Raw genomic sequence first — 23,919 nt, 5'->3', positions numbered from 1 at the left:
ATGTCCCCGTCTCAGGGCCGCCTCCAGCTTGGAACCGACGGAACTTCTGGACGGCGATTTCGGCAATGGAATTCGACCATCCCAGCAACTACGCTAGCTTCAATCCATCACGCCTCGGCTGGACTCAAAGGTTTATCAAGAATGACCACACGATCTTCCTTTCTCGGCTTGCCCGATCGCCTCGTCGATGACACGGCCCCCCGCGCGGTGATCTTCGGCGCTGGGCACGGCAGCACCTATCCCGGCAAGGACAGCAGCGGTCATGCCTTGGCCGCCGATGCCATCCGCGTTGCGAGCCAGGGTGATGCCGCGCTCGTCGAGCATTGGGATTTCGATCTCGGCGGCCCGCTGTTCGACGGCAAGCCGGTCTGCTGCGTCGACGCCGGCGACATCCTGACCATCATGCATGACAATGCCGGCAACCGCGCCCGGATCGAGGCGAAGACGCGCGAGGTCCTGTCCTTGCCGGCCGTGCCCATCCTGCTCGGCGGCGACGATTCCGTGGTCAGTCCCTTCCTCGCCGGCTTCGCGGATCACGGGCCTGTCTGGATCCTGCAGATCGACGCCCATATCGACTGGCGAGACGAGGTGCATGGCGAACGCCACGGCTACTCCAGCCCGATGCGCCGCGCGAGCGAGATGGCGCATGTCGCCGGCATGGTGCAGGTCGGACTGCGCAGCGTCGGCAGCGCACGCCTCACGGAAATCGAAGCGGCGCGGCGCTATGGCAGCCGTTTCGTCACCGCTCGCGAGGTCCATGCTCTGGGTGTCGAAGCGGCGCTCGGCCATATTCCGGAAGGCGCGCGAGTCGTCGTTACCCTCGACTGCGACAGTCTCGACCCCGGCATCATGCCGGGCGTGGCCGCGCGTACGCCCGGCGGCCTCACCTATACGCAGGTCATCGATCTCATCGCGGGCCTGGGCAAGCGAGCGAGGATCGCCGGATTCGATCTTGTGGAGCTCTATCCGCCATACGACATTGACGGCCTGTCGGCGCTCACCGCCGCGCGCCTTCTTGTCAATGTTATCGGCGCCCTGGTCAGGCAGGTTTGAGACCCGACCTGAGGTGGAATACGGCCCCGGTCCGCCTTTGCGCCCGCTTCATGGCTTGCAGGAAAACTTTTACCGAGGCCCCTGCTCCAGGCTGATCCGGTAACTCAGCGAACGCCTCGCGCCCGGCGCGATCAGCATCAGGCCGGGCTTGTCGGTGAACTCGCCATCGAAATCCAACGGACTGGCAATGCCGTGCCAGGGCTCGATGCACAGGAACGGTGCGCCACCGGGTTTGGACCAGATGCCCACTTCCTGAAATCCCTGCCATGAGACCTCGATCGCCGGACCGTCATCGGCGCCATAGCGAACGCTGTTGCTGGCCGGCCGGTCCAGGATCACAGCGTCGTCGTCAAACAGCCGTTCGGACAGCTCGAGCACAGTGCCTTTGACCGGCGTTGGCTGCGGCGTTGCGATGAGCAGGCCATCCTTCAGCCGGCGGATCGGCGCTGGCTCTGCCTTGGCAAACGTCAGGCGATAGGCGTCCTTGGCCGTATCGGGCAGAACCGGCCAGTTGAACGCCGGATGCGCCCCGATCGACGCCGGCATCGGTTCGTCGCCGCCCGGGTTGGTAATCTCGAATTCTATGTCGAGTTGCGCCTCGCCCAGCGTATAGGTCACGGCCAGTCGAAATGCGAACGGGTAGTGCGTTCGGGTTTCCGCGTCGTCGGTGAGCACCAGCGTGCAGGATCGAGGCCCCCTCTCCGCCCACATAAAAGGCTTGTCGCGGGCGAAGCCGTGCTGCGTCATCGGATAGGTCTGGCCGCGATGGTGCAGGTGATCGCCCTTCAGCCGGCCGACGATCGGAAACAGCACCGGCGAATGGCGCCGCCAGGCCGGTCCAGCCTGCCACAGGAACTCAAAACCTCGTGCATCCCGCAGGGAAACCAACTCTGCGCCGTGGGCGATGATGGTTGCCGATATGCCCTCACCATGAAGCGTCAGCCTGTCCTGTTCCATACGTCCTCGCGGTTCGTCCGGCGTGGCCGGCAGGCTAGCAAATGGCCGGGCGTGAACTCAAGGTGGCGGACGGCATTTGCATTTCACGCGATCGCGATGAACCTTGATGGTGGGCCAGGCGCCCCTTTCGAAAGAAGATGGCCGGAGGTTTCCCTCCGGCCAGCCAAGACTCAAAGCTGTTGCCTGCTACGGTCCGGACTATTCCCGCTCGCCGGTAAAATTCAGCAGCAGCTGGAAGATGTTGATGAAATTCAGGTAGAGCGAGAAGGCACCGAAGACGGCGAGCTTCTGGCGCGACTCCGCATCGAAATTCTCGGCGTATTGCTCCTTGATCGTCTGCGTGTCCCAGGCCGTCAGGCCGATGAACACGGCGATGCCGATCACCGAGATGGCGAACTGCAGCGCGGTCGAGCCGAGAAAGATGTTGACGATGCTGGCGATCACCACGCCGATCAGGCCCATGATAAGGAAGGACGAGAACTGCGTCAGGTCGCGCCTTGTCGTGTAGCCGTAGAGGCTGGTGGCGCCGAACATGGTGGCGGCGATGAAGAAGGTGCGCGCGATGCTGGTGCCGGTGAAGACGAGGAACACCGAGGCCAGCGACAGGCCCATGACGGCACAGAAGGCCCAAAACATCGCCTGCGCGCTTGCCGCGGACATGGTCTGCATCTTGAACGAGAACAGGAGCACGAAGGCGAGCGGCGCCAGCATCACCACCCATTTCAGCGGGCTGGAAAAGATCGGCACATAAAGCGCCGGCGTCGACGACACCAGGAAGGCGACAAGGCCGGTAACCACCAGGCCAAGGCCCATATAATTGTAGACGCGCAGCATGTGCTGGCGCAGGCCCTCGTCATAGACGGCTCCAGTCCGGGCGCCTGTGCCCACGCGGTATCCAAGATTGGGCGTATTCATTCGAGCTCTCCTTTGTGGATTGGTCAGTAAAGTGTTCTGGCGAGCGTTTCGGCAGCGCGGTCGAGATCATGAACCTCGCTCTTGGCGACGACAGCGTAGGCGACATCGCCGATCTGGAAATAGGCCGAGGAGATGTCGCCCGAGGGCGCCACGGTCGGCTTGACCACATCGAAAGTGCCCGGCCGGATCGCAAACAGCGAAACCAGGCCCATCTCCTTGGTGTCGACCGCAATCTCGACACTCGGGCCGAAGCGCGACGGATAGATCTGCACGTCGCGGACCTTCCAGTCCTTCGGCAGTGCCGGCATGACGATGGCGGTGGCGGCGCGGATCTCGCCGGCATTGTAATTAGGCGCCTCGGTCTGCGAGGGCATGTTTTCGCGCAGCAGCGTCGTCCTGTGTGCCTGTACCGCCTCGTCGACATAGGCGGGCGGCTGCGGTGAAGCGACGACCTTGGTCACCGACATCGGCCCGACGATGCCGTTGGCCAGCCAGCCGGCGGCAACGAAAGCGGCGACCGCTGCCGCGCGTTGCAGCACACCGAAGATGCGGCCCCGGCCAAGCCCCCTCTCCAGCCGCCGCGCCGCATCGGCCGTCGCCGGCCGCGCCATGCCTTCGGAACCGGCCAGCGCCACGCGCAGTTCGTCGCGGGTGCGCAGATCCGACATCACACGCGCGGCCGTGTCTGGACGCGCCGACAGGAAGGCTTCGACCTCGATGCGGCGGCTGACGTCGAGCTGGTCGTCGACATAGGCGTCGAGATCGGCATCCGTAACCGGGTCGACAAGAGCCGTCATGAGTCACCTCCCACGATCCTGAGATGGTTTTTTCCGCGTGCCGGCGCCTCTTCCATCTGGCGCAGGGCGGCGCGCGCCCTGCCGATACGCGACATGAGCGTGCCCAGCGGCACGCCGCTGGCGTTGGCGGCCTGCTGGTAAGAGAGCCCTTCGATGGCGACCAGATGCAGCGCCGAGCGCTGCTCTTCCGGCAGGCTGAAAAAGGCTTCGCGAACCTGCGCCAGGCGCACGGAATGGTCCTGCGGCGCCGGGGTGCTGCCGTCGGCCAGATATCGGGCCTGTTCGAGGCGAGCGGCTTCCGAGCGGCGCGAGCGCAGACGGTCGATGAAGGTGTTGTGGACGATCGACAGCAGCCAAGCGCGCAGGTTTCCGCCCGAGCGGAACGTGCCGCGCCGCTCATAGGCGCGCACCAGCGCGTCCTGGACGAGATCCTCGGCCTCGACGCCGTCGCGCGTCAGCGAACGGGCGTAGCGCCGCAGCGACCCGAGCTGTCCAATGATGTCAAAGCGTGGCATCGACCGTTTCATGCCCTGTTTACGGAGCATGTGGGGATTTTAATCCCGGCCGTGCCGTTTTTTCTTCGCGGGAAAATATATCGGCTGCAGGTATCTCGTCTCGCCTAGGTGCCGTGAGCGCCCTTAGGTCCAAGTGGTTTTGCCGGTTTGGGAACCGTGACACCGCAAGCGCGCAACACCCACCGGCGGCCGTCGCTGCGCAAATCGGTGATGCTCAGTGGCTCGACGTCGATCTTCGAGCTGGCGGCAAGCGGCGCCCCGAGAACATGCAGGATCGCGGCGCGGATGACGCTGGCATGCGTCACGGCGATGGTATGGCCACGTTCGGCGATCAATCGATCCATCAATCCGGCGGTCCGTCGGGCAACATCGGCCAGCGGCTCACCACCATGCGGGACCGCATTCGGATCCATGAACCATGCGGCGATTTCTTCAGGCTGTCGCGCCTGCACCTCTTCAAAGCTCTTGCCTGCCCATCGTCCGTAATTCTGGTCGGCCAGCATCGGATCGACGGACGCGTTCAGCGACAGCGCCTCGGCGGTCTGACAGGCGCGAAGCGCCGGCGCTGTCCACACACGGTCGGAGCGACGCAGCGTCCCGCGCATCGCCTTTGCCAATGTCAGCGATCGTGGCTCCAGCGGTTCATCCGAGGGAAACCGCCCTTTCCGGGTCGCCGCCGTGGCACCGGCGCAGATCATGGTCAGACGGACGAGCATGGCATGCCTTCTCTGAAGTGGTTGAAAAGCAGCACCGGCAGGTGCCGCCTTTCGTGCCGGCGCGATCAAAACCGCTGGTGAAACGTGGCCAATTTGCGTATCACTCCGCCGCGCCAACGGAACCATAATGATGTTCGAAGACCTGCAGCCAGCTCCCGCCGACAAGATTCTTGCGCTGATCGGCCTCTATCGCGCCGATCCACGCCCTGGCAAGGTCGATCTCGGTGTCGGCGTCTACAAGGATCGCGACGGCAAGACGCCGGTTATGCGGGCCGTGCGCGAGGCCGAGAAGCGGCTGCTGCAGGGCCAGGATACCAAGACCTATCTCGGCCTTGCCGGCGATACCGGGTTCAACACTGTGATGGCCAAGCTCGCCTTCGGTCCGGGCGCGGACCTGTCGCGCATCCGGGCGGCACAGGCGCCTGGTGGCTCCGGCGCGCTGCGGTTGGTGGCAGAACTGCTCAAGCGGACGCGTTCGGATGCCACGGTCTGGGTCTCCGACCCGACCTGGCCGAACCATATGCCAGTGATGGGTTCCGCCGGCCTGCAGATTCGCGAATATCCCTATTTCGATGCGGCCTCGGGAGCGGTTCGTTTCGACGACATGCTGGCGGCGCTGCGGTCGGCCAACAGCGGCGACGTGGTGCTGCTGCATGGCTGCTGCCACAATCCGACCGGCGCCAATCTGGATGCGGCCCAGTGGGAGGCCATCGCCGATCTCGTCGTCGAGCGCGGCCTGCTGCCATTTGTCGACATCGCCTATCAAGGCTTTGGCGACGGCCTGGAGGCCGATGCCCTCGGCTTGCGGCTGCTGGCCGCGAAAGTTCCGGAAATGGTTGTCGCGTCGAGCTGCTCGAAGAATTTCGCGGTGTACCGCGACCGTGTCGGCGCGGCGATGATCCTGGCCAGGGACGGCGCGCAGGCCGACGTCGCGATGAGCCAGATGCTGTCGGCGGCGCGCGCCATGTATTCGATGCCACCCGACCATGGTGCCGCGGCAGTTCGCATCGTCCTGGAAGACGTCGCGCTGCGTGCCGACTGGGAAGCAGAACTGGAAGAGATGCGTCTTCGTATGCTGAGGCTTAGGGTCGCATTCGCCGAGGCGCTGCGCCGGCAATCCAATTCCGACCGCTTCGACTTCGTTGCCAGCCATCGTGGCATGTTCTCGCGGCTCGGCCTCACGGAAGCGCAGGTCGAAAGGCTGCGCGCCGAGCACGCCGTCTACATGGTCGGCGACAGCCGCATCAACGTCGCCGGCCTGCCCGAGGACGGCATGGATGACCTCGCCAAGGCGATCGTTTCCGTGCTGGACTGACGAGGCGGGTACGGTGCGCCTGTGGACAAGGTCCCCTCGCCGGCCGACAGCGTTGGCCGAGTGGCGGTTCGCGCGATAGCATCCGCACCATGACGCCATCGAAAGACATTTCACGCCTGATCGAGATCATGGCGGCGTTGCGCGCGCCGAAGACCGGCTGCCCGTGGGACATCGAGCAGGACTTCTCCACCATCGCGCCCTACACGATCGAGGAGGCCTACGAGGTGGCGGATGCCATCGCGCGCGGCGATCTCGACGATTTGCGCGACGAACTCGGTGACCTCCTGCTGCAGGTCGTCTACCATGCCCAGATGGCGCAGGAAGCCGGCGAATTCGCCTTCCCTGACGTTGTCCAGGCCATCACCACCAAGATGATCCGCCGCCATCCGCACGTGTTTGGCGACGAGAAGGCCCGCAGCGCCGGCATGGCCAAGGGCATGTGGGAGAAGATCAAGGCGCAGGAGAAGGCCGAGAAGCGACAAGCCCGGCTCGCGCGCGGTCTTGACCCGGAGGACAACGGCAAGGGGTTCCTGGACAGCGTTCCGGTCGCCCTGCCCGCCTTGACGCGAGCGCTGAAGCTTCAGGAAAAAGCCGCCCGCGTCGGCTTCGACTGGAGCGAGGCTGCTCCCATCCTGGACAAGATCGAGGAAGAGATCGGGGAGTTGCGCGAGGCTTTGGCGAGGGGTGAGACGGCCTCGATCAAGGACGAGTTCGGCGACATGTTGTTTGCCGTCGTCAATCTCGGCCGTCACCTGAAGCTCGATTCGGAGGCGGCGCTCAGCGGCACCAACGAGAAATTCCGCTCACGCTTCCACCATGTCGAGCAGGCCCTGGAAAAATCAGGCGGCTCGCTGGAGGAAGCTAGCCTGGAGGAGATGGAAGCGCTCTGGCAGGAAGCAAAGACTGCAAGGTAAGCCTATAGCTCCGGCAATTCCGGACGGAAAGCGCGATACTTATCCTGGAATTTCTGCGCGTTAGCCGTTGTTTTTGCGTCGCAATCGGCTTTCAATCTCTTCTCGGGCGCTTTGCGTGGCCTTCAGGGAAACGGTGGCGCTGCCATCGTCATTGTCGGTTCGCGAAACGACATCGCCATTGCGATAAAGCCAGTCGACGAGGCCGAATTGTGCCGGCTCGATCGTCACTGTCAGGTCTTGCAGTTCGCCGGCCATCCGCGTTTCGATAACCGCTTTCAGCGCATCGATGCCTTCGCCTGACACCGCCGATACGGCAATCGGCGGCTCCTTGGAACCGTCGGCGCTATCGGCGAGCAGCCGCTGCCTGTTGCCTTCGTCCAGCAGGTCGATCTTGTTCCAGACTTCGATCACGCGCCTGGTGTCGCTGGCGTCGACGCCGAGATCGGCGAGGATGCGCTCGACGTCCTCGGCCTGCGCCGCCGTGTCGGGATCGGAAATGTCGCGCAGGTGGATGACGAGATCGGCCTCGACCACCTCTTCCAAGGTCGCCCGGAACGCCGCGATCAGATGCGTCGGCAGGTCCGAAATGAAGCCCACCGTGTCGGAAAGAATGATCGGCGTGCCATGCGGCAGCCGCACGCGGCGCAGTGTCGGATCCAGCGTGGCGAACAGCATGTCCTGCGCCAGCACCCCTGCTCCGGTCAGCTTGTTGAACAGCGTCGACTTGCCAGCGTTGGTGTAGCCGACGATCGCCACCACTGGAAACGGCACCTTCTTGCGCTTGGCGCGGTGCAGGTCGCGGGTGCGGCGCACGGTTTCCAGCTCGTGCTTCAGCTTTATGATCTTTTCCTGCAGCTGCCGCCGATCGGATTCGATCTGCGTTTCACCGGGGCCGCCGAGGAAGCCGGCACCGCCACGCTGACGCTCCAGGTGGGTCCAGCTGCGCACCAGGCGGCCCTTCTGGTAGTTGAGATGGGCAAGCTCGACCTGCAGCGTGCCTTCCTTGGTGCGCGCGCGCTCGCCGAAGATCTCCAGGATCAGCCCGGTGCGATCCAGCACCTTGGCGTTGAATTGCTTCTCGAGATTGCGCTGTTGCACCGGCGTCAGCGGATGGTCGACGATGACCACTTCCGCGTGCCCTTCCTTGACGATCCCGGCGAACTCCTCGACCTTGCCGCTGCCCAGCAACGTCGCCGGGCGCGGGTCGTTGACGGTCACGACCGCCGTATGGATCAGATTAAGGTCGATGGCGCGGGCAAGGCCGACTGCTTCGTCGTGGCGCGCCTCGGCCGAGCGCGTCAGCCGCGGACGGTTCGTGTCATCGTCGTTACGCGGTTGGCGCGTAAGCACAGGCACAATGACAACGGCCCGGGTCGGACCCTTGGCTTCCGTCCCGGGATGATGCGCTGGTTTTCCGCGAACCGTGCCGTCCGCGTCCTTCTCACGTGCCAATCAGGCGCCCTGGCTTTCCTCGCCATCGAACATCTGAACCGGCTGGCTCGGCATGATCGTGGAAATGGCGTGCTTGTAGACGAGTTGGGAGTGACCGTCGCGGCGCAGCAGGACGCAGAAATTATCGAAAGAAGTGACCACGCCGGTCAGCTTCACGCCGTTGATAAGAAAGATGGTGAGCGGGTTCTTGCTCTTGCGAACTGAATTCAGGAACAGGTCCTGAAGGTTTTGCGATCGTTCCGCCATTGTTTTTGTCTTTCGCCGATCCCCTTCGGTTTGCAGCCAATGCGCCAAATTAGCGGGCACATGTCAAGCGCGCAAACACCCTCTTGCCGTCAGTAACGACAAGCAGAACGAGATATATTGATGTTCATTCCACCTGTGCGGTTATCAGGCTGGACTTTTTTCCGCAATGTCAAAAAAGGCATGCCGCAACGAAAGTGTTATTGAGCCGGGGTGGCCATTGGCTATGGGATCGCCGTCAATGGCCACGATCGGCATGGCAATAGTCGTCGCGGAACTGATGAATGCTTCGCGGGCCGCTTTGGCCTCGGCGACGGAAAATTCCCGTTCCTCGATCTTCAGGCCGAGCCTTGCCGCGACTTCGAACATGGTGGTGCGCGTGATGCCGCGCAGAATGCCATGTTCGGCCGGCCGGGTGACCAGAACGCCATCCCTGGTAACGATCCAGGCATTCGACGACCCGCCCTCCTTGACGTTGCCGTCGGCATCCACGAACCACGCCTCCTGCGCGCCCGCTTCCTTGGCCTTCTGCTTGGCCAATACATTGGGCAGCAGCCCGACGGTCTTGATGTCGACGCGGTCCCACCGGTTCTCCGGCACGGTGATGACGGCGATACCGGTCTCGGCTCGCTTGGCTCCCGCGGCAGGGTCGGCCTTCCTGGCTGTCACCACCAGCGCGGGCTTGACGTTCGCCGATGGGAAGACAAATTCCCGGCTGGCGACACCGCGCGTCACCTGAACATAGACCAGGCCGTTGACGACATGATTGCGGTTGACCACTTCGCGCAGGATCAGCGGCAACACGTTGCGTGTCACCGGCCAGGCGATCGACAGTTCGGTCAGCGAGCGGTTCAGCCGGGCAAGGTGGCGCGGCATGTCGACGATGAAGCCGCGCGCCACCTCGCAGACCTCGTAGACACCGTCGGCGAACTGATAGCCGCGATCCTCGATATGCACGGAGGCATCGGCATGAGTGATGTAGCGCCCGTTCACATAGGCAATGCGCGGCATGGTCACCTCGGGAGATTTGGTTCGGCCTGTTTAAGCGATTCCGCCGTGCAGGTAACGGACAATCGCGTGGGCCACCGAGGATTGGGTCAGACGCCCAGCGACTTCAGCTTGCGGTGCAAGGCGGAACGCTCCATGCCGATGAACTCGGCTGTCTTCGAAATGTTGCCGCCGAACCGGTTGATCTGGGCGATCAGATAGTCCTTTTCGAACTGTTCGCGTGCCTCGCGCAGCGGCAGCGCCATTATATGCTGGTCCGACTGGTTCGGCGTGCGCGGCATGACATCGCCGATTTCGGACGGCAGCAGATCCGCGGTGATCGGCGCGTCCACGTCCTCGCCGCGCGCCAGGATCATCAGTCGCTCGACGTTGTTGCGCAACTGGCGCACGTTGCCGGGCCAGTTGTGCGCCTGCAGCACGGCCAGCGCGTCGTCGCCGATACGGCGTGGCTTGATGCCAGCCTGGCGGGCGATCTGCTTCATGAAGTTGTCGACGAGATAGGGAATGTCCTCGCGCCGCTCGGCCAGTCCCGGCACCATGACCGGAACCACGGCGAGCCGGTGGTAGAGATCCTCGCGGAAACGCCCGTCGGCGATCATCGCCTCGAGGTTCTGGGAGGTCGAGGAAATGATGCGGACGTCGACCTTGACCCGCTTAGTACCGCCCACCCGCTCGAATTGCTGTTCGACCAGGACGCGCAAAATCTTGTTCTGCGTCTCGCGCGGCATGTCGGCCACTTCGTCGATGTAGAGAATGCCGCGATGGGCCTCCTCCAGCGCCCCCACCTTGCGTTCGACCCCGTTCGATTCGGTGCCGAACAGTTCGATCTCCATGCGTTCAGGCGTGATATTGGCGGCGCTCAGCGTCACGAACGGCCCGCCCTTGCGCGTCGACAGCGTATGAATGGCGCGGGCGGCCAGTTCCTTGCCCGATCCGGAAGGGCCAACGATCATCACCCGGCTGTTGGTCGGCGCGACACGCTCGATTGTCTGGCGCAACTGGCTCATCGCCGAGGACATGCCGATCAAATCGAAAGTCTCGCCGCTGCGCAGCTTGAGGTCGGAAACTTCGCGGCGCAGTTTCGAGGTCTCGAGTGCGCGTTCGGCAATGAGGATCAGCCTGTCGGCCTTGAACGGCTTTTCGATGAAATCATAGGCGCCGCGACGGATGGCGGAAACCGCCGTTTCGATGTTGCCGTGGCCTGAAATCATCACTACCGGCAGGTTCGGGTGCATGGTCTTGATCTCGTCGAGCAGCGCCAAGCCGTCCAGACGCGAACCCTGCAGCCAGATATCAAGGAAGATCAGCCTCGGTGCTCGGTCGGCGATAGCCGCCAGTGCGCTGTCGGCATCGAATGCCGTACGGGTTTCGTGACCCTCGTCACTCAGGATGCCCGCGACGAGTTCGCGGATGTCTTCCTCGTCATCGACGATGAGAATATCAGACGCCATTATCGACCTTTTCAGTTTCTCTTTCGTGGTCCGCCTTGGTTTCGCCGCGCGGCAGCGCGCTGGTTGCAGGCGGCAGGATGATGCTGATCATCGCGCCGCGCCCGCCGTGGAAATCCGCAGGCGCGTCATGGAGTTCCAGCCTGCCGCCATGGTCCTCCACGATCTTCTTGACGATAGCGAGACCAAGCCCGGTGCCCTTTTCACGCGTGGTCATATAGGGCTCCAGCAACCGTTGGCGATTCTCGCGCGGCAGGCCTTTGCCATTGTCGATGACATCGATGCGAATCGCGCCATTCTGACGGCCGGCTTGAATCCGGATTATGCCGTGCGAACCGTCCTTATGTTCCAGTCCGTCGATCGCCTCGGCGGCATTCTTGATCACATTGCCGAAAGCCTGGGCCATCAGCCGGCTGTCGAACGTGCCCTTGAGCGGCTCGTTGCCGAATATCCGCTCGAAGGTGATGTCGGCGCGGCTGACTTCGACCAGGAAGGAAGCCTCGCGCAGCGATTCGCGCAGGTCGATGGCCTTCATCTCGGGCTTTGGCATGCGCGCGAAAGCCGAGAACTCGTCGACCATGCGGCCGATATCCTCCACCTGGCGAATGATGGTGTCGGTGCATTGGTCGAAAACCTCGCGGTCTTCGGTGATGACCTTGCCGTAGCGACGCTTGATGCGTTCGGCGGAAAGCTGGATCGGCGTCAGCGGATTCTTGATCTCGTGGGCAATGCGCCGCGCCACGTCGGCCCAAGCGGATGAGCGCTGGGCCTGAACCAGATCGGTGATGTCGTCGACGGTCACGACATAGGATTTTTCCTCCGAGCCGTCATCGCCTGCCTCGATGGTGACCTGCACATTGAAGGTCCGCTCGGCGCCGGCGCGATAGAAGGTCACCTGTTCGCGGTAGACCGGCTTGCCGGATTTACGGCCGATCTCGAAGACGCGGCCGACATGCGGCAGGATCGCGGAAAGATTCTGCCCAAGTGCCGCGCTGGCGGAAACGGCCAGCATCGATTCGGCGGAACGATTGACGATGGTGATGATGCCGTAAGGGTCGACGCCGATGACGCCGGCGGTGACACCGGCAAGCACGGCTTCCGAAAAACGCCGCCTCTCATCGATCAGGTCCTTCGCCGACAGGATCTCGTTGCGTTGTGATTTGAGCTCCAGCAGCATCTTGTTGAACGTGTCGCCGAGCGAGGCGACATCGCCATCGGATGGCCGCACCGGCACCGCGACGTCGAGATTGCCGGTCGCGACTTCGTCGGCAGCGCCGATCAGCTGACGGATCGGCCGCACGAGCCGGTCGGCAACAGCTATGCCGGTCCAGATTGCCGACAGGATGATGATCAGGGTCAGCGACAGATAGGGCAGCGCAAACGCCACTTGCGAGGTACGCCTGTTATCCTCGAGATTGCGATACTCGTCGGTGTTGGACCTGACGATCTGCCGCGCCTTGATCACCTCGGGGTCGACCAGACGGATGGTGTAGAGATAGAGGCCATCGATCTCGCGCAGCTTGACGATGGCGCCCATGATGTTTCGCGTGCGCGGCTCGATCAGCACCGGCTTGCCGTCGGTGGCGGTGGCCACCGCTCCTTCCGGCGGTTCCGGCATGGCGAAATCGGCATCGGTCTTGGCGCTCATGACGAAGGAGCCATCGGGCTTGATCAGGGCGGCATGCGCCAGCGAGCGCCCCACGGCTTCCTTGTTCATGAGATCGAGAAAGCCGGTGCGATCGAGGCCGTAGAGCGTTCGCGACGCATCGAGATCGTAGGCCATCGACAACGTCGTACCCTGCAGGTTGCGCGCGTTCTCCTGCACATAGGCGTCGGCGATCGACAGGGACGAATTGACGATTGTCTTGGTGCGAATTTCGAACCAGCGATCAAGGCCGATATCGAGCGTGATCGAGGCGATGATCGCCACCATGATGGCGGGAATGGCGGCAACGAGAGCGAACATGGCAACGATGCGCACATGCAGCCGAGAAGCCGCTTTGCCATGCCGGCGCGCCATGACGATGCGATGCACCTCGCGTCCAACCAGCGCGATGAGGAAGAGCACGAAGGCGGCGTTGAGAGCGATCAGCGCCCAGGTCGTTTTGGCGTCAGGCGCAATCGGTGTCGCACCGACCAGGATGGCGAACGAAATAGCCGCCATGACCAAGGCACCGACGACCGCCACCACGCCGGGCAGTGCCAGCAGCCGGCGCCCGTCGCGCGCGCCAGGCTCGCTGAAGAGCGGTTTGTTGAGTACAGGTGTCTGCGGAGCCATGTCGCCGTCTAGAGCCAGTGATTGCGTCCGATCTATGCAACGCATTGTGGCGATTATGCAACAAGTGTGACAACTACAGGACTCTTTCCCCCGGTCGGTCCCCTGAAAAGATCCTGTATGCAGCGCGGGCTCAGGTCTGGCGGGAGGACTTGTAAACGTTGACGCCCAATTCGCGAATCTTCTTGCGCAGGGTGTTGCGGTTGAGTCCCAGGAGCTCAGCGGCCTTGATCTGGTTGCCGCGGGTTGCCGTCATCGAAGCCAGCACCAACGGATATTCGACTTCGGACAAGATACGCTCGTACAGACCGGCAGGCGGCAATTCGCCCGCAAAGGAGGCGAAATAGCGCTGCAGGAAGTGCTCCACCGCCTGCCCGATGGAAAGATCGTCGGGAATGAGGTTGCCGCCACCCGGTACCACGGGGCGTTCGCCTGTCTTGAGCTCCGTCTCGATGATCTCGGCGGAAATCTCGTCGTGCGAATAAAGCGCGGCGAGCCTGCGGACCAGGTTTTCCAGCTCGCGCACATTGCCTGGCCAGGGATAGCGCTTCATCAGTTCGATGCCGCCGGAAGAGATGCGCTTGGTCTGCAGCCCCTCCATTTCGCCGAGCTTGAAGAAATGGCGCACCAGATCGGGCACATCCTCGGAGCGTTCGCGCAAGGCCGGCAACCTGAGCGGCACGACATTGAGACGGTAGAAAAGATCCTCGCGGAAGAGGCCCTGGTTGATCAGCGTACGCAGGTCCTTGTTGGTGGCGGCGACAATGCGCACATCGGTCTTGATCGGCGTGCGGCCGCCGACAGTCGTGTACTCGCCCTGCTGCAGGACGCGCAGCAAGCGCGTCTGCGCCTCCATCGGCATGTCGCCGATCTCGTCAAGGAACAGCGTGCCGCCCTCCGCCTGCTCGAAACGGCCAGTCGAGCGGCTCTGCGCGCCGGTGAAGGCGCCCTTCTCGTGACCGAACAGTTCCGATTCAATAAGGTCGCGCGGGATAGCCGCCATGTTGATGGCAACGAACGGGCCGCCACGACGGCGCCCATATTCATGCAGCGCTCGTGCCACCAGTTCCTTGCCGGTGCCCGATTCGCCCGAAATCATCACCGTCAGGTCGGTCTGCATCATGCGCGCCAGCATGCGGTAGATGTCCTGCATGGCCGCCGAACGGCCGACCAGCGGCATCGTTTCGGGCGGCTCTTCTTGCCTGGCATCGATCTTCGGCCGCCGGGGCTCGGACAAAGCGCGGTTGACGATGTTGAGGAGTTCGGTCAGATCGAAAGGCTTCGGCAGATATTCATAGGCGCCCGTTTCGGAAGCGCGGATCGCCGTCATGAAAGTATTCTGGGCGCTCATGACGATGACAGGCAGTTCCGGCCGCGCCTTCTTGATGCGCGGCAGCATGTCGAAAGCGTTCTCGTCCGGCATCACGACGTCGGTGATGACGAGATCACCCTCGCCGGCCGCGACCCAGCGCCACAGAGTCGACGCGTTGGAGGTGACGCGCACCTCGTGACCGACACGCGACAGGGCCTGATTGAGAACGGTGCGGATCGCAGCGTCGTCGTCGGCGACCAGAATATTGCCGCGAACGGTCATTTGCGGTCTCCTTCACCGTCTTGATCAGCGCCAAGCGCCGTTTCCTTCCAGGCCGGCATCAGAACCCGGAATGTTGTCGCGCGCGGCGTCGAATCGCATTCGATGATGCCGCCATGTTCACCGACGATCTTGGCGACCAGCGCCAGCCCGAGCCCCGAGCCGTTCGGCTTGGTGGTGATGAAGGGATCGAACAGGATCGGCAGGATATCCTCCGACACGCCGGAACCATTGTCGCGCACGCAGAACTCCAGCGGCAGCGACACGCGGTCCTGCGTCCCCGGAACCGAAACGCGAATACCGGGCCGGAAGGCGGTGGACAGCACGATCTCGCCCTGGGGGTCGCTACCGATTGCCTCGGCGGCGTTCTTGATCAGATTAAGGAACACCTGGATCAGCTGATCACGATTGGCAAACACCGGAGGCAATGATGGATCATAGTCCTCCAGTATTTTGATTTTCCTAGCGAAACCGTTCTTTGCGATCGCTTTCACGTGATCGAGCACCACATGGATGTTGACGGGATAGCGGTCGATCGGCCGCTCGTCGGAAAACACCTCCATGCGGTCGACCAGCGATACGATACGGTCCGTCTCGTCGGTGATCAGCCGCGTCAGCGCGCGATCCTCATCGGAAGCGGACAGCTCGAGCAGCTGAGCCGCCCCCCTGATGCCGGAGAGCGGGTTCTTGATCTCATGCGCCAGCATCGCCGCCAGACCGGTCACCGAGCGCGCCGCGCCGCGATGCGTCATCTGCCGGTCGATCTTGTCGGCCATCGACCGCTCCTGGAACATGACCACGACGGAGCCCGGAAACTCCGGCACCGGCGCGACATAGAGATCGACGACCTTTTCGATGCCGAGGCGCGGCGACGAAACGTCGACCCGATATTCGTTGACGGGCGCGCGGCGCTCGCGCACCTGGTCGACCAGTGTCAGCAGCGGACTGCCGAAGGGTATGAGCTTGGACAGGGTGTTGCGCGCCAGCATGGTCGCGCTGGAGCGAAAGAAGTCCTCGGCATCGGCATTGGCGAAGGTGATGAAGCCTTCCTCGCTGATCATGATCACCGGGCGGCGGATCGTGTTTAGCACGATCTGGGCGGCATCCGCCATTTCAACGCCTTGGCCAGGGGTTGCGATCATGCGGCGCTCCGCAGGTTCAAGGTTTGCGGGTCGCGCGAAAACACGTCACGCAGCAAGGCAATGACGCGGGCCGGTTCGGACGCGGTCAATATCGCTTTCCTACTCTCGCCAGCGACACCCCCGGCATGTCGATCGAGATACCAGCCCAGATGCTTGCGCGCCTGGCGCAGGCCGCTCTCGATGCCGTAAAGCGCCAGCATGTCCTCGTAGTGGGCGACGACATAATCGGTAAGCGCTTGCGGGGTCTGGGGAATGCCGGGCGAAAATGTCCCGGCGGCAGCCGCAGCGATGCCGCCGGCGACCCACGGCGCGCCATAATGGGCGCGGCCGACCATCAACGCATCGGCGCCGGACTGTTCGAGAACGGCGGCTGCCTCGCTTGGGGAGCAGACATCGCCATTGGCGACGACCGGAATGGAAACAGCCTCCTTGACGCGAGCGATGGCGCGCCAGTCCGCCTTGCCCTGGTAGAACTGACAGCGTGTGCGGCCATGGACCGTGACCATCCTGACGCCCGCCTGCTCGGCCCGGCGCGCCAGGATAGGAGCGTTGAGCACGCCTTCGTCCCAACCCAGCCGCATCTTGACCGTCACCGGCACCTGGACCACGCCTACCACGGCCTCGATCAGCGAGAGCGCGTGGTCTAAATCCAGCATCAATGCCGAACCGGCATAGCCACCGGTGACCTTCTTGGCCGGGCAGCCCATGTTGATGTCGATGATGTCGGCGCCCTCGCCGGCGGCGATCCGCGCGCCTTCGGCCATATGCTTGGCCTCGCGCCCGGCAAGCTGCACCATATGGACGGGCAGTCCGGAATGGCGTATCCGCAGGCCACAACCCGCCCTGCCCTTGGCGAGCTCGCCGCTGGCCACCATTTCGGACACGACCAGGCCTGCGCCATGCCCATGGGCGCGCTGCCTGAACGCCTCGTCCGTGATCCCCGACATTGGCGCGAGGAAGACGCGGTTGCGTATTCTGACGTCGCCGACGTCGAGAGACTGGGCCAATCCGGTCAAGTTAACCATGCACAAAAACCAAGCACGTCCATTCGTTGCACATTCTCTAGCCAGATCGAGAGAAATGTGCAACGCGGAATGACGCCACATTAAGGCGCAATTGGGAAAATGCTGGCCTTCGGCCTTGGCCGCGACTAGGACCGGACTGCATGACTGGCGCAACCGAAAATCAGGCTCCGGATCCGGGTGGCAAAGTCGCGGTGGTTATCGTCGCGGCCGGCCGCGGCGCGCGCGCCGGACAAACCGATGGTCCGAAGCAATATCAACGAATTGGCGGACGCGCCGTTATCGCTCGTGTGATAGACATTTTTCTGGCGCACCCACTCATCGGCCGTATTGTCGTGGCGATCCATGCAGAGGACCGCGAGCTTTTTCAGCAAGCGGTCGGAACCGATGCGGATCGGGTAACGGCAATTGCCGGAGGCGCGACCAGGCAGGATTCGGTTCGGCTCGGGCTGCAGGCGCTGAGAAGCTACGCGCCGGACAAGGTCCTCATCCACGACGCCGCGCGCCCCTTTGTCGACATGGATCTGATCGACCGCACCATCGCGGCCATCGGCGAACGTGAAGGCGCTCTTCCCGCCCTGCCGGTCGCCGATACGCTGAAACGCGAATCGGCGACCGGCATGGTCGGCGAAACGGTGCCACGGAGCGGGCTGCACGCGGCGCAAACACCGCAAGGCTTTCCCTTCCTCGCGATCATGACGATGCATGAGCAAGCCTATAACAGCGGCAAATCCGACTTTACCGACGACGCGTCGATCGCCGAATGGATGCAAATGCCGGTAAAGCTCGTTCCGGGATCGCCCGACAATGTCAAACTCACATGGGCACGGGACATCGCGATGGCGCACCAGCGACTTTCCAGCGAGCGGACACACTTTCCCGATATCCGCACCGGCAATGGCTACGATGTCCACGCCTTCGAGCCCGGCGACCATGTTACGCTTTGTGGCGTCGCCATCCCGCATGACAGGAAACTTTCGGGTCATTCCGACGCGGATGTCGGCCTGCACGCCCTGACCGACGCGCTGCTGGCGACCTGCGGGGCCGGCGACATCGGCACGCACTTTCCTCCATCCGATCCGCAGTGGAAAGGCGCTGCATCGCGGATATTCGTCGAACATGCCGCAAGACTGGTGCGCGAGCGCGGCGGACGCATCGCCAATGCCGATATCACGCTGATCTGCGAGGCGCCGCGCGTCGGCCCGCACCGCGAGGTGATGACATCAGTCCTTTCCCTAATGCTGGGGATTTCCGCCGACCGCATCTCGGTCAAGGCGACAACCAACGAGAAGCTCGGCTTTGTCGGTCGCGAGGAAGGTATCGCGGCGATCGCCACCGCCAGCGTGGTGTTTCCAGGCGAGGTTCCGGAATGACCAACAGCGAACTGGCAATCGCCCTGTTTGAGGCGTGCCGGCAGCGCGGCATCATGCTGGCGACCGCGGAAAGCTGTACCGGCGGGATGATCATCGCCGCGCTGACCGACATTGCCGGTTCTTCCGCCGTGGTCGATCGCGGCTTCATCACCTATTCCAACGAAGCCAAGATGGACATGCTCGGCGTTCGCGCCGCCACGCTCGAGGTGCATGGTGCGGTCTCGGGCGAGACAGCCATCGAGATGGCCGCCGGAGCGCTCGCCCGTTCGCGTGCCGGGCTGGCGCTGGCCGTCACCGGCATTGCCGGTCCGGGTGGCGGTTCCAGGGAAAAGCCGGTCGGGCTGGTCTGGTTTGGCGTTGCGGTGGACGGCCGACCCGTGACGGCTGAACACAAGCTGTTTGCCGACAATGGCCGTGACTTCATCCGCCGGGAAACCGTCCATCATGCACTTGAGATCGGCTTGCAGGCGCTTGGCGAGAGTCAGGCTGCCGGTTTCTTGCCGTAGATGATGTCGGCGCGCTTTTCGAAAGCCTCGGCGAACATGCGGAAGGCACGATCGAACATCGTGCCCATCAGCGCACCCAGGATGCGGCTCTTGAATTCATAGTCGATGAAGAAGCGCACGGCACAACCGGCACCATCCGGCTCGAACCGCCAGACATTGCTCAGATATTTGAACGGGCCGTCAATATACTTCACGTCGATGGCATGTTCGTCGGGCTTGAGCAGCACCTGCGTCGTGAAAGTCTCCCGGATCGCCTTATAGCCGATGCTCATGTCGGCCACGAGGATGGTGCGGCCGTCACGCTCCTTGCGCGAGCGGACCGTCAACGCTTCGCAAAGCGGCAGGAATTGCGGGTAAGTTTCGATGTCGGCGACCAGCGCGAACATCTGCTCAGGCGTGTGGGCGACGCGGCGGGTGGCTTCGAATTTCGGCATGAAACCGGCGTTAGACCAATTTCTGGAGCTGCGCTTCGCGCGCGGCGCGCAGCCGGGCGAAATCGTCGCCGGCATGGTGCGAAGAGCGTGTCAGCGGGCTCGATGCCACCAGCAGGAAACCCTTGGTCTTGCCGATCGTCTCGAAGGACTTGAATTCCTCCGGCGTGACGAAGCGGATCACCGGGTGGTGCTTCTTCGACGGCTGCAGGTATTGGCCGATGGTCATGAAGTCGACATTGGCCGAACGCAGATCGTCCATTAATTGCAGGATTTCGTTCCGCTCCTCGCCAAGGCCGACCATGATGCCGGACTTGGTGAAAATCGACGGATCGAGTTCCTTGACCCGCTGCAGCAGCCGGATCGAGTGGAAATAGCGGGCGCCCGGCCGGACCTTAAGATAATTCGACGGCACGGTTTCGAGGTTGTGGTTGAAGACGTCGGGCCGGGCCGCCACGACGATCTCCAGTGCGCCTTCCTTGCGCAGGAAATCGGGCGTCAGGATTTCGATCGTCGTCAGAGGCGTTGCCGCCCGGATCGCACGGATGACATCGGCGAAGTGCTGCGCACCGCCATCGTCGAGATCGTCGCGGTCAACGGAGGTGATGACGACGTGGCTGAGGCCCATTTGCTTGACGGCATGCGCGACACGCGCGGGCTCGTCGGAGTCGAGTGCGGTCGGGATGCCAGTGGCGACATTGCAGAAGGCGCAGGCGCGCGTGCATATCTCGCCCATGATCATGAAGGTGGCGTGCTTCTTTTCCCAGCACTCGCCGATGTTCGGGCAACCGGCCTCTTCGCATACGGTCACCAGCTTGTGCGATTTCACGATCTCACGTGTCTCGGCATATCCCTTCGACACCGGCGCCTTGACGCGGATCCAGTCCGGCTTGCGCAATACCTCCTGGTCGGGCTTGTGGGCCTTCTCGGGATGCCGCAGCCGCGGCGCGTTGGCGATCGTGTCGAGGACAGTGACCATCTGAACCCTGGCCTTTCTTGCGACCGCCCGTCGGCGATCGTCACTTTAACGTCATCTAGGACTTTTCGGGACAAAGAAAAAGGCTGCAGCGGCGCATGCCGCTACAACCGTTTTCGCATAGCCGAAAACGATATCGACTAACGGCGCACCAGGCGACCTACCCAGATCAGCAGGCAGGCACCGATGAATCCGGTGATCAGATAGGCGGTCCAGCCGACGCCGAATACGCCGATGTTGAGGGCCTGCAGGACTGCATTCAGCACCACCGCGCCAACGATGCCCATGATAATGTTCATGAATATGCCGGTGTTGCTCTTCATGACCATTTCGGCCAACCAGCCTGCCAGGCCGCCGATGATGATTGCTGCGATCCAGCCCACGCCGTTCAAGTGCATATGCCTTCTCCTTGCGCCAGTAAAAATGCATTGGGAAACGAACTGCCTCGCCGTCGAGATCCCACGGCTTTGACAGCTGAGTCTCCCGCGGGGAATCTATCATGCGTTCAAGGCGCGGCCATAGGCGTCGAGCACGCTTTCCTTCATCATCTCGGATAGCGTCGGATGCGGGAAGATGGTGTGCATCAGCTCTTCCTCAGTGGTTTCGAGGTTCATCGCCACAACAAAACCCTGGATCAGTTCCGTGACTTCGGCGCCGACCATGTGTGCGCCGAGCAACTGACCGGTCTTCTTGTCGAAGATGGTCTTGATGAAGCCCTGGTCTTCCCCAAGCGCAATGGCTTTGCCGTTGGCTCCGAACTGGAACCGGCCGACGCGGATATCCTTGCCCTCGGCCTTGGCTTTTGCTTCCGTCAGTCCGACCGAGGCGACCTGCGGATTGCAGTAGGTGCAGCCGGGGATCTTGAGCTTGTCCGTGGCATGAACACCGGGGAAATTCGCGATCTTCTCGACGCACACGACGCCCTCGTGCTCGGCCTTGTGAGCAAGCATGGGCGGACCGGCGACATCGCCGATGGCGTAGATACCAGGCACATTGGTCTTGCCGTAACCGTCGATGACCACGCAACCGCGCTCGGTCTTAACACCGAGTGCTTCAAGGCCGAGGTTCTCGATATTGCCCTGGACGCCAACGGCCGAGATCATGCGATCGGCGGTGATCTTCTCGACCTTGCCGTCTTTCATCTCGACATGCGCGGTAATCGAGTTCGTCCCCTTCTCGACCTTGGTTACCTTGGCCTCGAGGATGATCTTCATGCCTTGCTTCTCGAACTGCTTTTGCGCGAATTTCGAGACCTCGGCGTCCTCGACCGGCATCACCGCCGGCAGCAGCTCGACCACCGTGACCTCGGCGCCCATTGTGCGATAGAAGGAGGCGAATTCGATGCCGATGGCGCCTGAGCCCATCACCAGCAGCGACTTCGGCATCTCCTTCGGCACCATGGCTTCGAAATAGGTCCAGATCAGCTTGCCGTCCGGCTCTATGCCGGGCAGAGCGCGCGGCCGGGCGCCGGTCGCCAGGATGATGTGCTTGGCGGTGTAGGTGCCCTCGCCCTTGACGCCTTTCGGCACCGGCGGCTGCGGCTCCATCGGCTTCTTGGCCGTCTTGGAAACCACGATCTCACCGGGCTTGGATAGTTTGGCCTCGCCCCAGATGACGTCGACCTTGTTCTTCTTCATCAGGAAGGCGACGCCGCCATTGAGCCTGAGCGACACTTTTCGCGACCGATCGACGACGGCAGCGGTATCGGCACTGATCTTGCCGCCATCGAGCTTCAGGCCGTAATCCTTCAGATGATCGGAATAATGCATGATCTCGGCCGACCGCAGCAGCGCCTTGGTCGGAATACAGCCCCAATTCAGACAGATGCCGCCCAGATGCTCGCGCTCGACGATCGCCGTCTTGAAGCCGAGCTGGGCGGAGCGCACCGCGGTGACATAGCCGCCGGGACCGGAGCCGATGATGATGACGTCGTAGTTCTCAGCCACGGGTTTTCTCCTTCAATCACAATTCCAGCATGACGCGCACGACCGGCGTCAGCGCCTCGCCAATGTTTCGCGTATTCTCGGCATCGAGGTGGACGCCATCGAGAGGTGTTGTTTGCGCCACCGTGCCAGCGTCGAAGAAGCCGCAGCCGACCTCGTCGGCGAGTGCGGCGTATTGCGGCGCAAGCTGCTTCGAGGCCTCATCGCCGCCGGCGAACATCTCCCTGAAGTCGGCATTTTCGGTGCGGCTGACAAGAGGCGGCGAAACGATCAGTATCTGCGGTGCCGGCCAGTCGAACGGATAGTCGTGGCCACGCACGATATCGATCAGCCGCTGGATGCCTTGCTTGGCGGCAACCGGGTTGCCATGGATCCATGGCTTCATGTCATTGGCGCCGAGCATGATGACGATCAGGTCGATCGGCGCATGCGTCGTCAACACTGTCGGCAGCAGCCGCGCGCCGTTGCGATCGGCTCCGGCCAGATGATCGTCGAAGGCGGTGGTGCGGCCATTGAGCCCCTCCGCGACGACTTGAACGCCTTCGCCGAGGCCTGCTTGCAGGACGCTTGGCCAGCGATCCCCGAGCCCATGACGGCCGCCCTCGGCATTGTAGCCCCAGGTCAGCGAGTCGCCGTAACAAAGCACCGTCTTCATCCGTTCAACCTGCCTTTGTGTCGGCCACGCCGCGCTTCACGCGCCAGCGTACGAACAACCAATGGATGACGATCGTCACCAGGCCCGGCAGACCGAGACCGGCAACCATCGGTATGTCTTTCCTGACCAGCGCGGCGCTGCTGTCGCTGTAGAGGATCAGCGCGACCAGCAGGACGAGAAGCGCCACAAAGGCAATCAGCGTCCACTTGCCTGCGCTGGCGACGGCCGCGACCGGATCGTTCGTCAATTGCGCAACGAAGAAGATGAAGGTGACGACAAAAGTCACCAGCACCGAGAACATGAAGACGATGATGTATTCTTCCTCGGCGCCGGTGGCGACAGCCAACCATTGCGCGATAAGGCCGCCGGCCAAGCCGGAAATCAAAAAGGCGAAAAGGCTGGTGAAGAATATCCGCACAGCCTTTCCCTTTCCTAGACCAGCATGCCCATCGGATTCTCGATCAGCTTCTTGAAGGCGACCAGCAGTTCGGCCCCCAGCGCGCCATCAACCGCACGATGGTCGGTTGACAGCGTCACCGACATCACGGTGGCTATTCTGATCTCGCCGTTCCTGACCACCGCCCGCTCCTCGCCGGCGCCGACCGCCAGGATCGTCGCATGCGGCGGGTTGATGACGGCGGCAAAGTCCTTGATGCCGAACATGCCGAGATT

At 62.8% G+C, this 23,919-nt stretch carries 25 protein-coding genes; 5 read left to right on the top strand and 20 right to left on the bottom strand.

What is annotated here, in order from left to right:
- Window positions 1-141: 141 nt before the first annotated feature.
- Window positions 142-1,053, top strand: a complete 912-nt coding sequence (locus FJ527_RS26310; RefSeq protein WP_140824408.1) for an agmatinase — start codon at window positions 142-144, stop codon at window positions 1,051-1,053.
- 69 nt (window positions 1,054-1,122) lie between these two features.
- Here the strand turns inward: FJ527_RS26310 and FJ527_RS26305 are convergent, their stop codons facing one another.
- The 5 genes from FJ527_RS26305 to FJ527_RS26285 all read right to left on the bottom strand — a co-directional run bounded on the left by FJ527_RS26305 (window position 1,123) and on the right by FJ527_RS26285 (window position 4,953).
- Window positions 1,123-2,010: an aldose 1-epimerase family protein gene (locus FJ527_RS26305; RefSeq protein ID WP_140824407.1), complete on the bottom strand. Its 888-nt coding sequence runs from the start codon at window positions 2,008-2,010 to the stop codon at window positions 1,123-1,125.
- A 198-nt stretch (window positions 2,011-2,208) separates the two neighbouring features.
- On the bottom strand, window positions 2,209-2,925 hold the full coding sequence (locus FJ527_RS26300; protein ID WP_015317911.1) for a Bax inhibitor-1/YccA family protein: 717 nt from the start codon (window positions 2,923-2,925) through the stop codon (window positions 2,209-2,211).
- A 23-nt stretch (window positions 2,926-2,948) separates the two neighbouring features.
- Window positions 2,949-3,722 (bottom strand): anti-sigma factor, encoded by a 774-nt coding sequence (locus FJ527_RS26295; protein WP_140824406.1) that lies wholly within the window; start codon window positions 3,720-3,722, stop codon window positions 2,949-2,951.
- The gene (locus FJ527_RS26290) at window positions 3,719-4,237 is read right to left on the bottom strand and encodes a sigma-70 family RNA polymerase sigma factor (protein ID WP_246677810.1); all 519 of its coding nucleotides are present in this window, start codon (window positions 4,235-4,237) and stop codon (window positions 3,719-3,721) included. The genes FJ527_RS26295 and FJ527_RS26290 overlap by 4 nt, the downstream gene beginning before the upstream one ends.
- A gap of 104 nt (window positions 4,238-4,341) precedes the next feature.
- Window positions 4,342-4,953, bottom strand: a complete 612-nt coding sequence (locus FJ527_RS26285) for a histidine phosphatase family protein (protein ID WP_140824404.1) — start codon at window positions 4,951-4,953, stop codon at window positions 4,342-4,344.
- Between the two features lie 130 nt (window positions 4,954-5,083).
- On the opposite strand from FJ527_RS26285, the gene FJ527_RS26280 reads away from it, so the two are divergent.
- Entirely contained in the window at window positions 5,084-6,268 is a 1,185-nt protein-coding gene (locus tag FJ527_RS26280; RefSeq protein WP_140824466.1) for an amino acid aminotransferase, read from the top strand.
- 89 nt (window positions 6,269-6,357) lie between these two features.
- Window positions 6,358-7,182, top strand: a complete 825-nt coding sequence (gene mazG, locus FJ527_RS26275) for a nucleoside triphosphate pyrophosphohydrolase (protein WP_140824403.1) — start codon at window positions 6,358-6,360, stop codon at window positions 7,180-7,182.
- Window positions 7,183-7,242: 60 nt separating this feature from the next.
- Here the strand turns inward: mazG and hflX are convergent, their stop codons facing one another.
- From hflX to dusB, 8 genes are all read right to left on the bottom strand, one after another.
- Entirely contained in the window at window positions 7,243-8,634 is a 1,392-nt protein-coding gene (gene hflX, locus FJ527_RS26270; protein ID WP_140824402.1) for a GTPase HflX, read from the bottom strand.
- Window positions 8,635-8,880 carry an RNA chaperone Hfq gene (gene hfq / locus FJ527_RS26265; RefSeq protein ID WP_006202172.1) on the bottom strand — a complete coding sequence of 82 codons (246 nt, stop codon included), beginning with the start codon at window positions 8,878-8,880 and terminating at the stop codon, window positions 8,635-8,637.
- Between the two features lie 144 nt (window positions 8,881-9,024).
- Window positions 9,025-9,888, bottom strand: coding sequence for a D-amino-acid transaminase (locus FJ527_RS26260; RefSeq protein WP_140824401.1), 864 nt, complete (start codon window positions 9,886-9,888; stop codon window positions 9,025-9,027).
- A gap of 86 nt (window positions 9,889-9,974) precedes the next feature.
- Complete coding sequence (locus tag FJ527_RS26255; RefSeq protein ID WP_015317919.1) at window positions 9,975-11,336, bottom strand: sigma-54 dependent transcriptional regulator; 1,362 nt, start codon at window positions 11,334-11,336, stop codon at window positions 9,975-9,977.
- The gene (locus FJ527_RS26250) at window positions 11,326-13,611 is read right to left on the bottom strand and encodes a PAS domain-containing sensor histidine kinase (RefSeq protein WP_181166495.1); all 2,286 of its coding nucleotides are present in this window, start codon (window positions 13,609-13,611) and stop codon (window positions 11,326-11,328) included. Before FJ527_RS26250 ends, FJ527_RS26255 begins: the two co-directional genes overlap by 11 nt.
- 130 nt (window positions 13,612-13,741) lie before the next feature.
- The gene (ntrC, locus tag FJ527_RS26245) at window positions 13,742-15,202 is read right to left on the bottom strand and encodes a nitrogen regulation protein NR(I) (RefSeq protein WP_140824400.1); all 1,461 of its coding nucleotides are present in this window, start codon (window positions 15,200-15,202) and stop codon (window positions 13,742-13,744) included.
- Window positions 15,199-16,341 carry a nitrogen regulation protein NR(II) gene (locus tag FJ527_RS26240; protein WP_140824399.1) on the bottom strand — a complete coding sequence of 381 codons (1,143 nt, stop codon included), beginning with the start codon at window positions 16,339-16,341 and terminating at the stop codon, window positions 15,199-15,201. Before FJ527_RS26240 ends, ntrC begins: the two co-directional genes overlap by 4 nt.
- On the bottom strand, window positions 16,338-17,366 hold the full coding sequence (gene dusB, locus FJ527_RS26235) for a tRNA dihydrouridine synthase DusB (protein ID WP_140824398.1): 1,029 nt from the start codon (window positions 17,364-17,366) through the stop codon (window positions 16,338-16,340). Before dusB ends, FJ527_RS26240 begins: the two co-directional genes overlap by 4 nt.
- 140 nt (window positions 17,367-17,506) lie before the next feature.
- On the opposite strand from dusB, the gene FJ527_RS26230 reads away from it, so the two are divergent.
- Together FJ527_RS26230 and FJ527_RS26225 are read left to right on the top strand one after the other, a co-directional pair.
- The gene (locus FJ527_RS26230; RefSeq protein WP_140824397.1) at window positions 17,507-18,736 is read left to right on the top strand and encodes a bifunctional 2-C-methyl-D-erythritol 4-phosphate cytidylyltransferase/2-C-methyl-D-erythritol 2,4-cyclodiphosphate synthase; all 1,230 of its coding nucleotides are present in this window, start codon (window positions 17,507-17,509) and stop codon (window positions 18,734-18,736) included.
- Entirely contained in the window at window positions 18,733-19,242 is a 510-nt protein-coding gene (locus FJ527_RS26225; protein ID WP_140824396.1) for a CinA family protein, read from the top strand. Before FJ527_RS26230 ends, FJ527_RS26225 begins: the two co-directional genes overlap by 4 nt.
- Here the strand turns inward: FJ527_RS26225 and FJ527_RS26220 are convergent.
- From FJ527_RS26220 to FJ527_RS26190, 7 genes are all read right to left on the bottom strand, one after another.
- Window positions 19,218-19,676, bottom strand: a complete 459-nt coding sequence (locus tag FJ527_RS26220; RefSeq protein ID WP_023773674.1) for a type II toxin-antitoxin system RatA family toxin — start codon at window positions 19,674-19,676, stop codon at window positions 19,218-19,220. The genes FJ527_RS26225 and FJ527_RS26220 overlap by 25 nt on opposite strands.
- A 10-nt stretch (window positions 19,677-19,686) precedes the next feature.
- Complete coding sequence (gene lipA / locus FJ527_RS26215; RefSeq protein ID WP_140664404.1) at window positions 19,687-20,652, bottom strand: lipoyl synthase; 966 nt, start codon at window positions 20,650-20,652, stop codon at window positions 19,687-19,689.
- A 137-nt stretch (window positions 20,653-20,789) separates the two neighbouring features.
- The gene (locus tag FJ527_RS26210) at window positions 20,790-21,047 is read right to left on the bottom strand and encodes a GlsB/YeaQ/YmgE family stress response membrane protein (RefSeq protein WP_140619600.1); all 258 of its coding nucleotides are present in this window, start codon (window positions 21,045-21,047) and stop codon (window positions 20,790-20,792) included.
- 99 nt (window positions 21,048-21,146) lie between these two features.
- Window positions 21,147-22,595, bottom strand: a complete 1,449-nt coding sequence (lpdA, locus tag FJ527_RS26205) for a dihydrolipoyl dehydrogenase (protein ID WP_140717238.1) — start codon at window positions 22,593-22,595, stop codon at window positions 21,147-21,149.
- A gap of 16 nt (window positions 22,596-22,611) precedes the next feature.
- Entirely contained in the window at window positions 22,612-23,247 is a 636-nt protein-coding gene (locus FJ527_RS26200; protein WP_015317930.1) for an SGNH/GDSL hydrolase family protein, read from the bottom strand.
- A gap of 4 nt (window positions 23,248-23,251) precedes the next feature.
- Window positions 23,252-23,665 carry a hypothetical protein gene (locus FJ527_RS26195; protein ID WP_140824395.1) on the bottom strand — a complete coding sequence of 138 codons (414 nt, stop codon included), beginning with the start codon at window positions 23,663-23,665 and terminating at the stop codon, window positions 23,252-23,254.
- Window positions 23,666-23,679: 14 nt separating this feature from the next.
- Window positions 23,680-23,919 (bottom strand): 2-oxo acid dehydrogenase subunit E2 (locus tag FJ527_RS26190; protein ID WP_181166494.1); only part of this gene is annotated, 240 nt, incomplete at its 5' end.

The organism is Mesorhizobium sp. B2-4-18 (assembly GCF_006441385.1).
In the GTDB taxonomy this organism is placed as follows: Bacteria; Pseudomonadota; Alphaproteobacteria; order Rhizobiales; family Rhizobiaceae; genus Mesorhizobium; species Mesorhizobium australicum.
The sequence above is the reverse complement of the archived record's forward strand: the minus strand, read 5'-3'. Positions and strand labels throughout refer to the sequence as shown.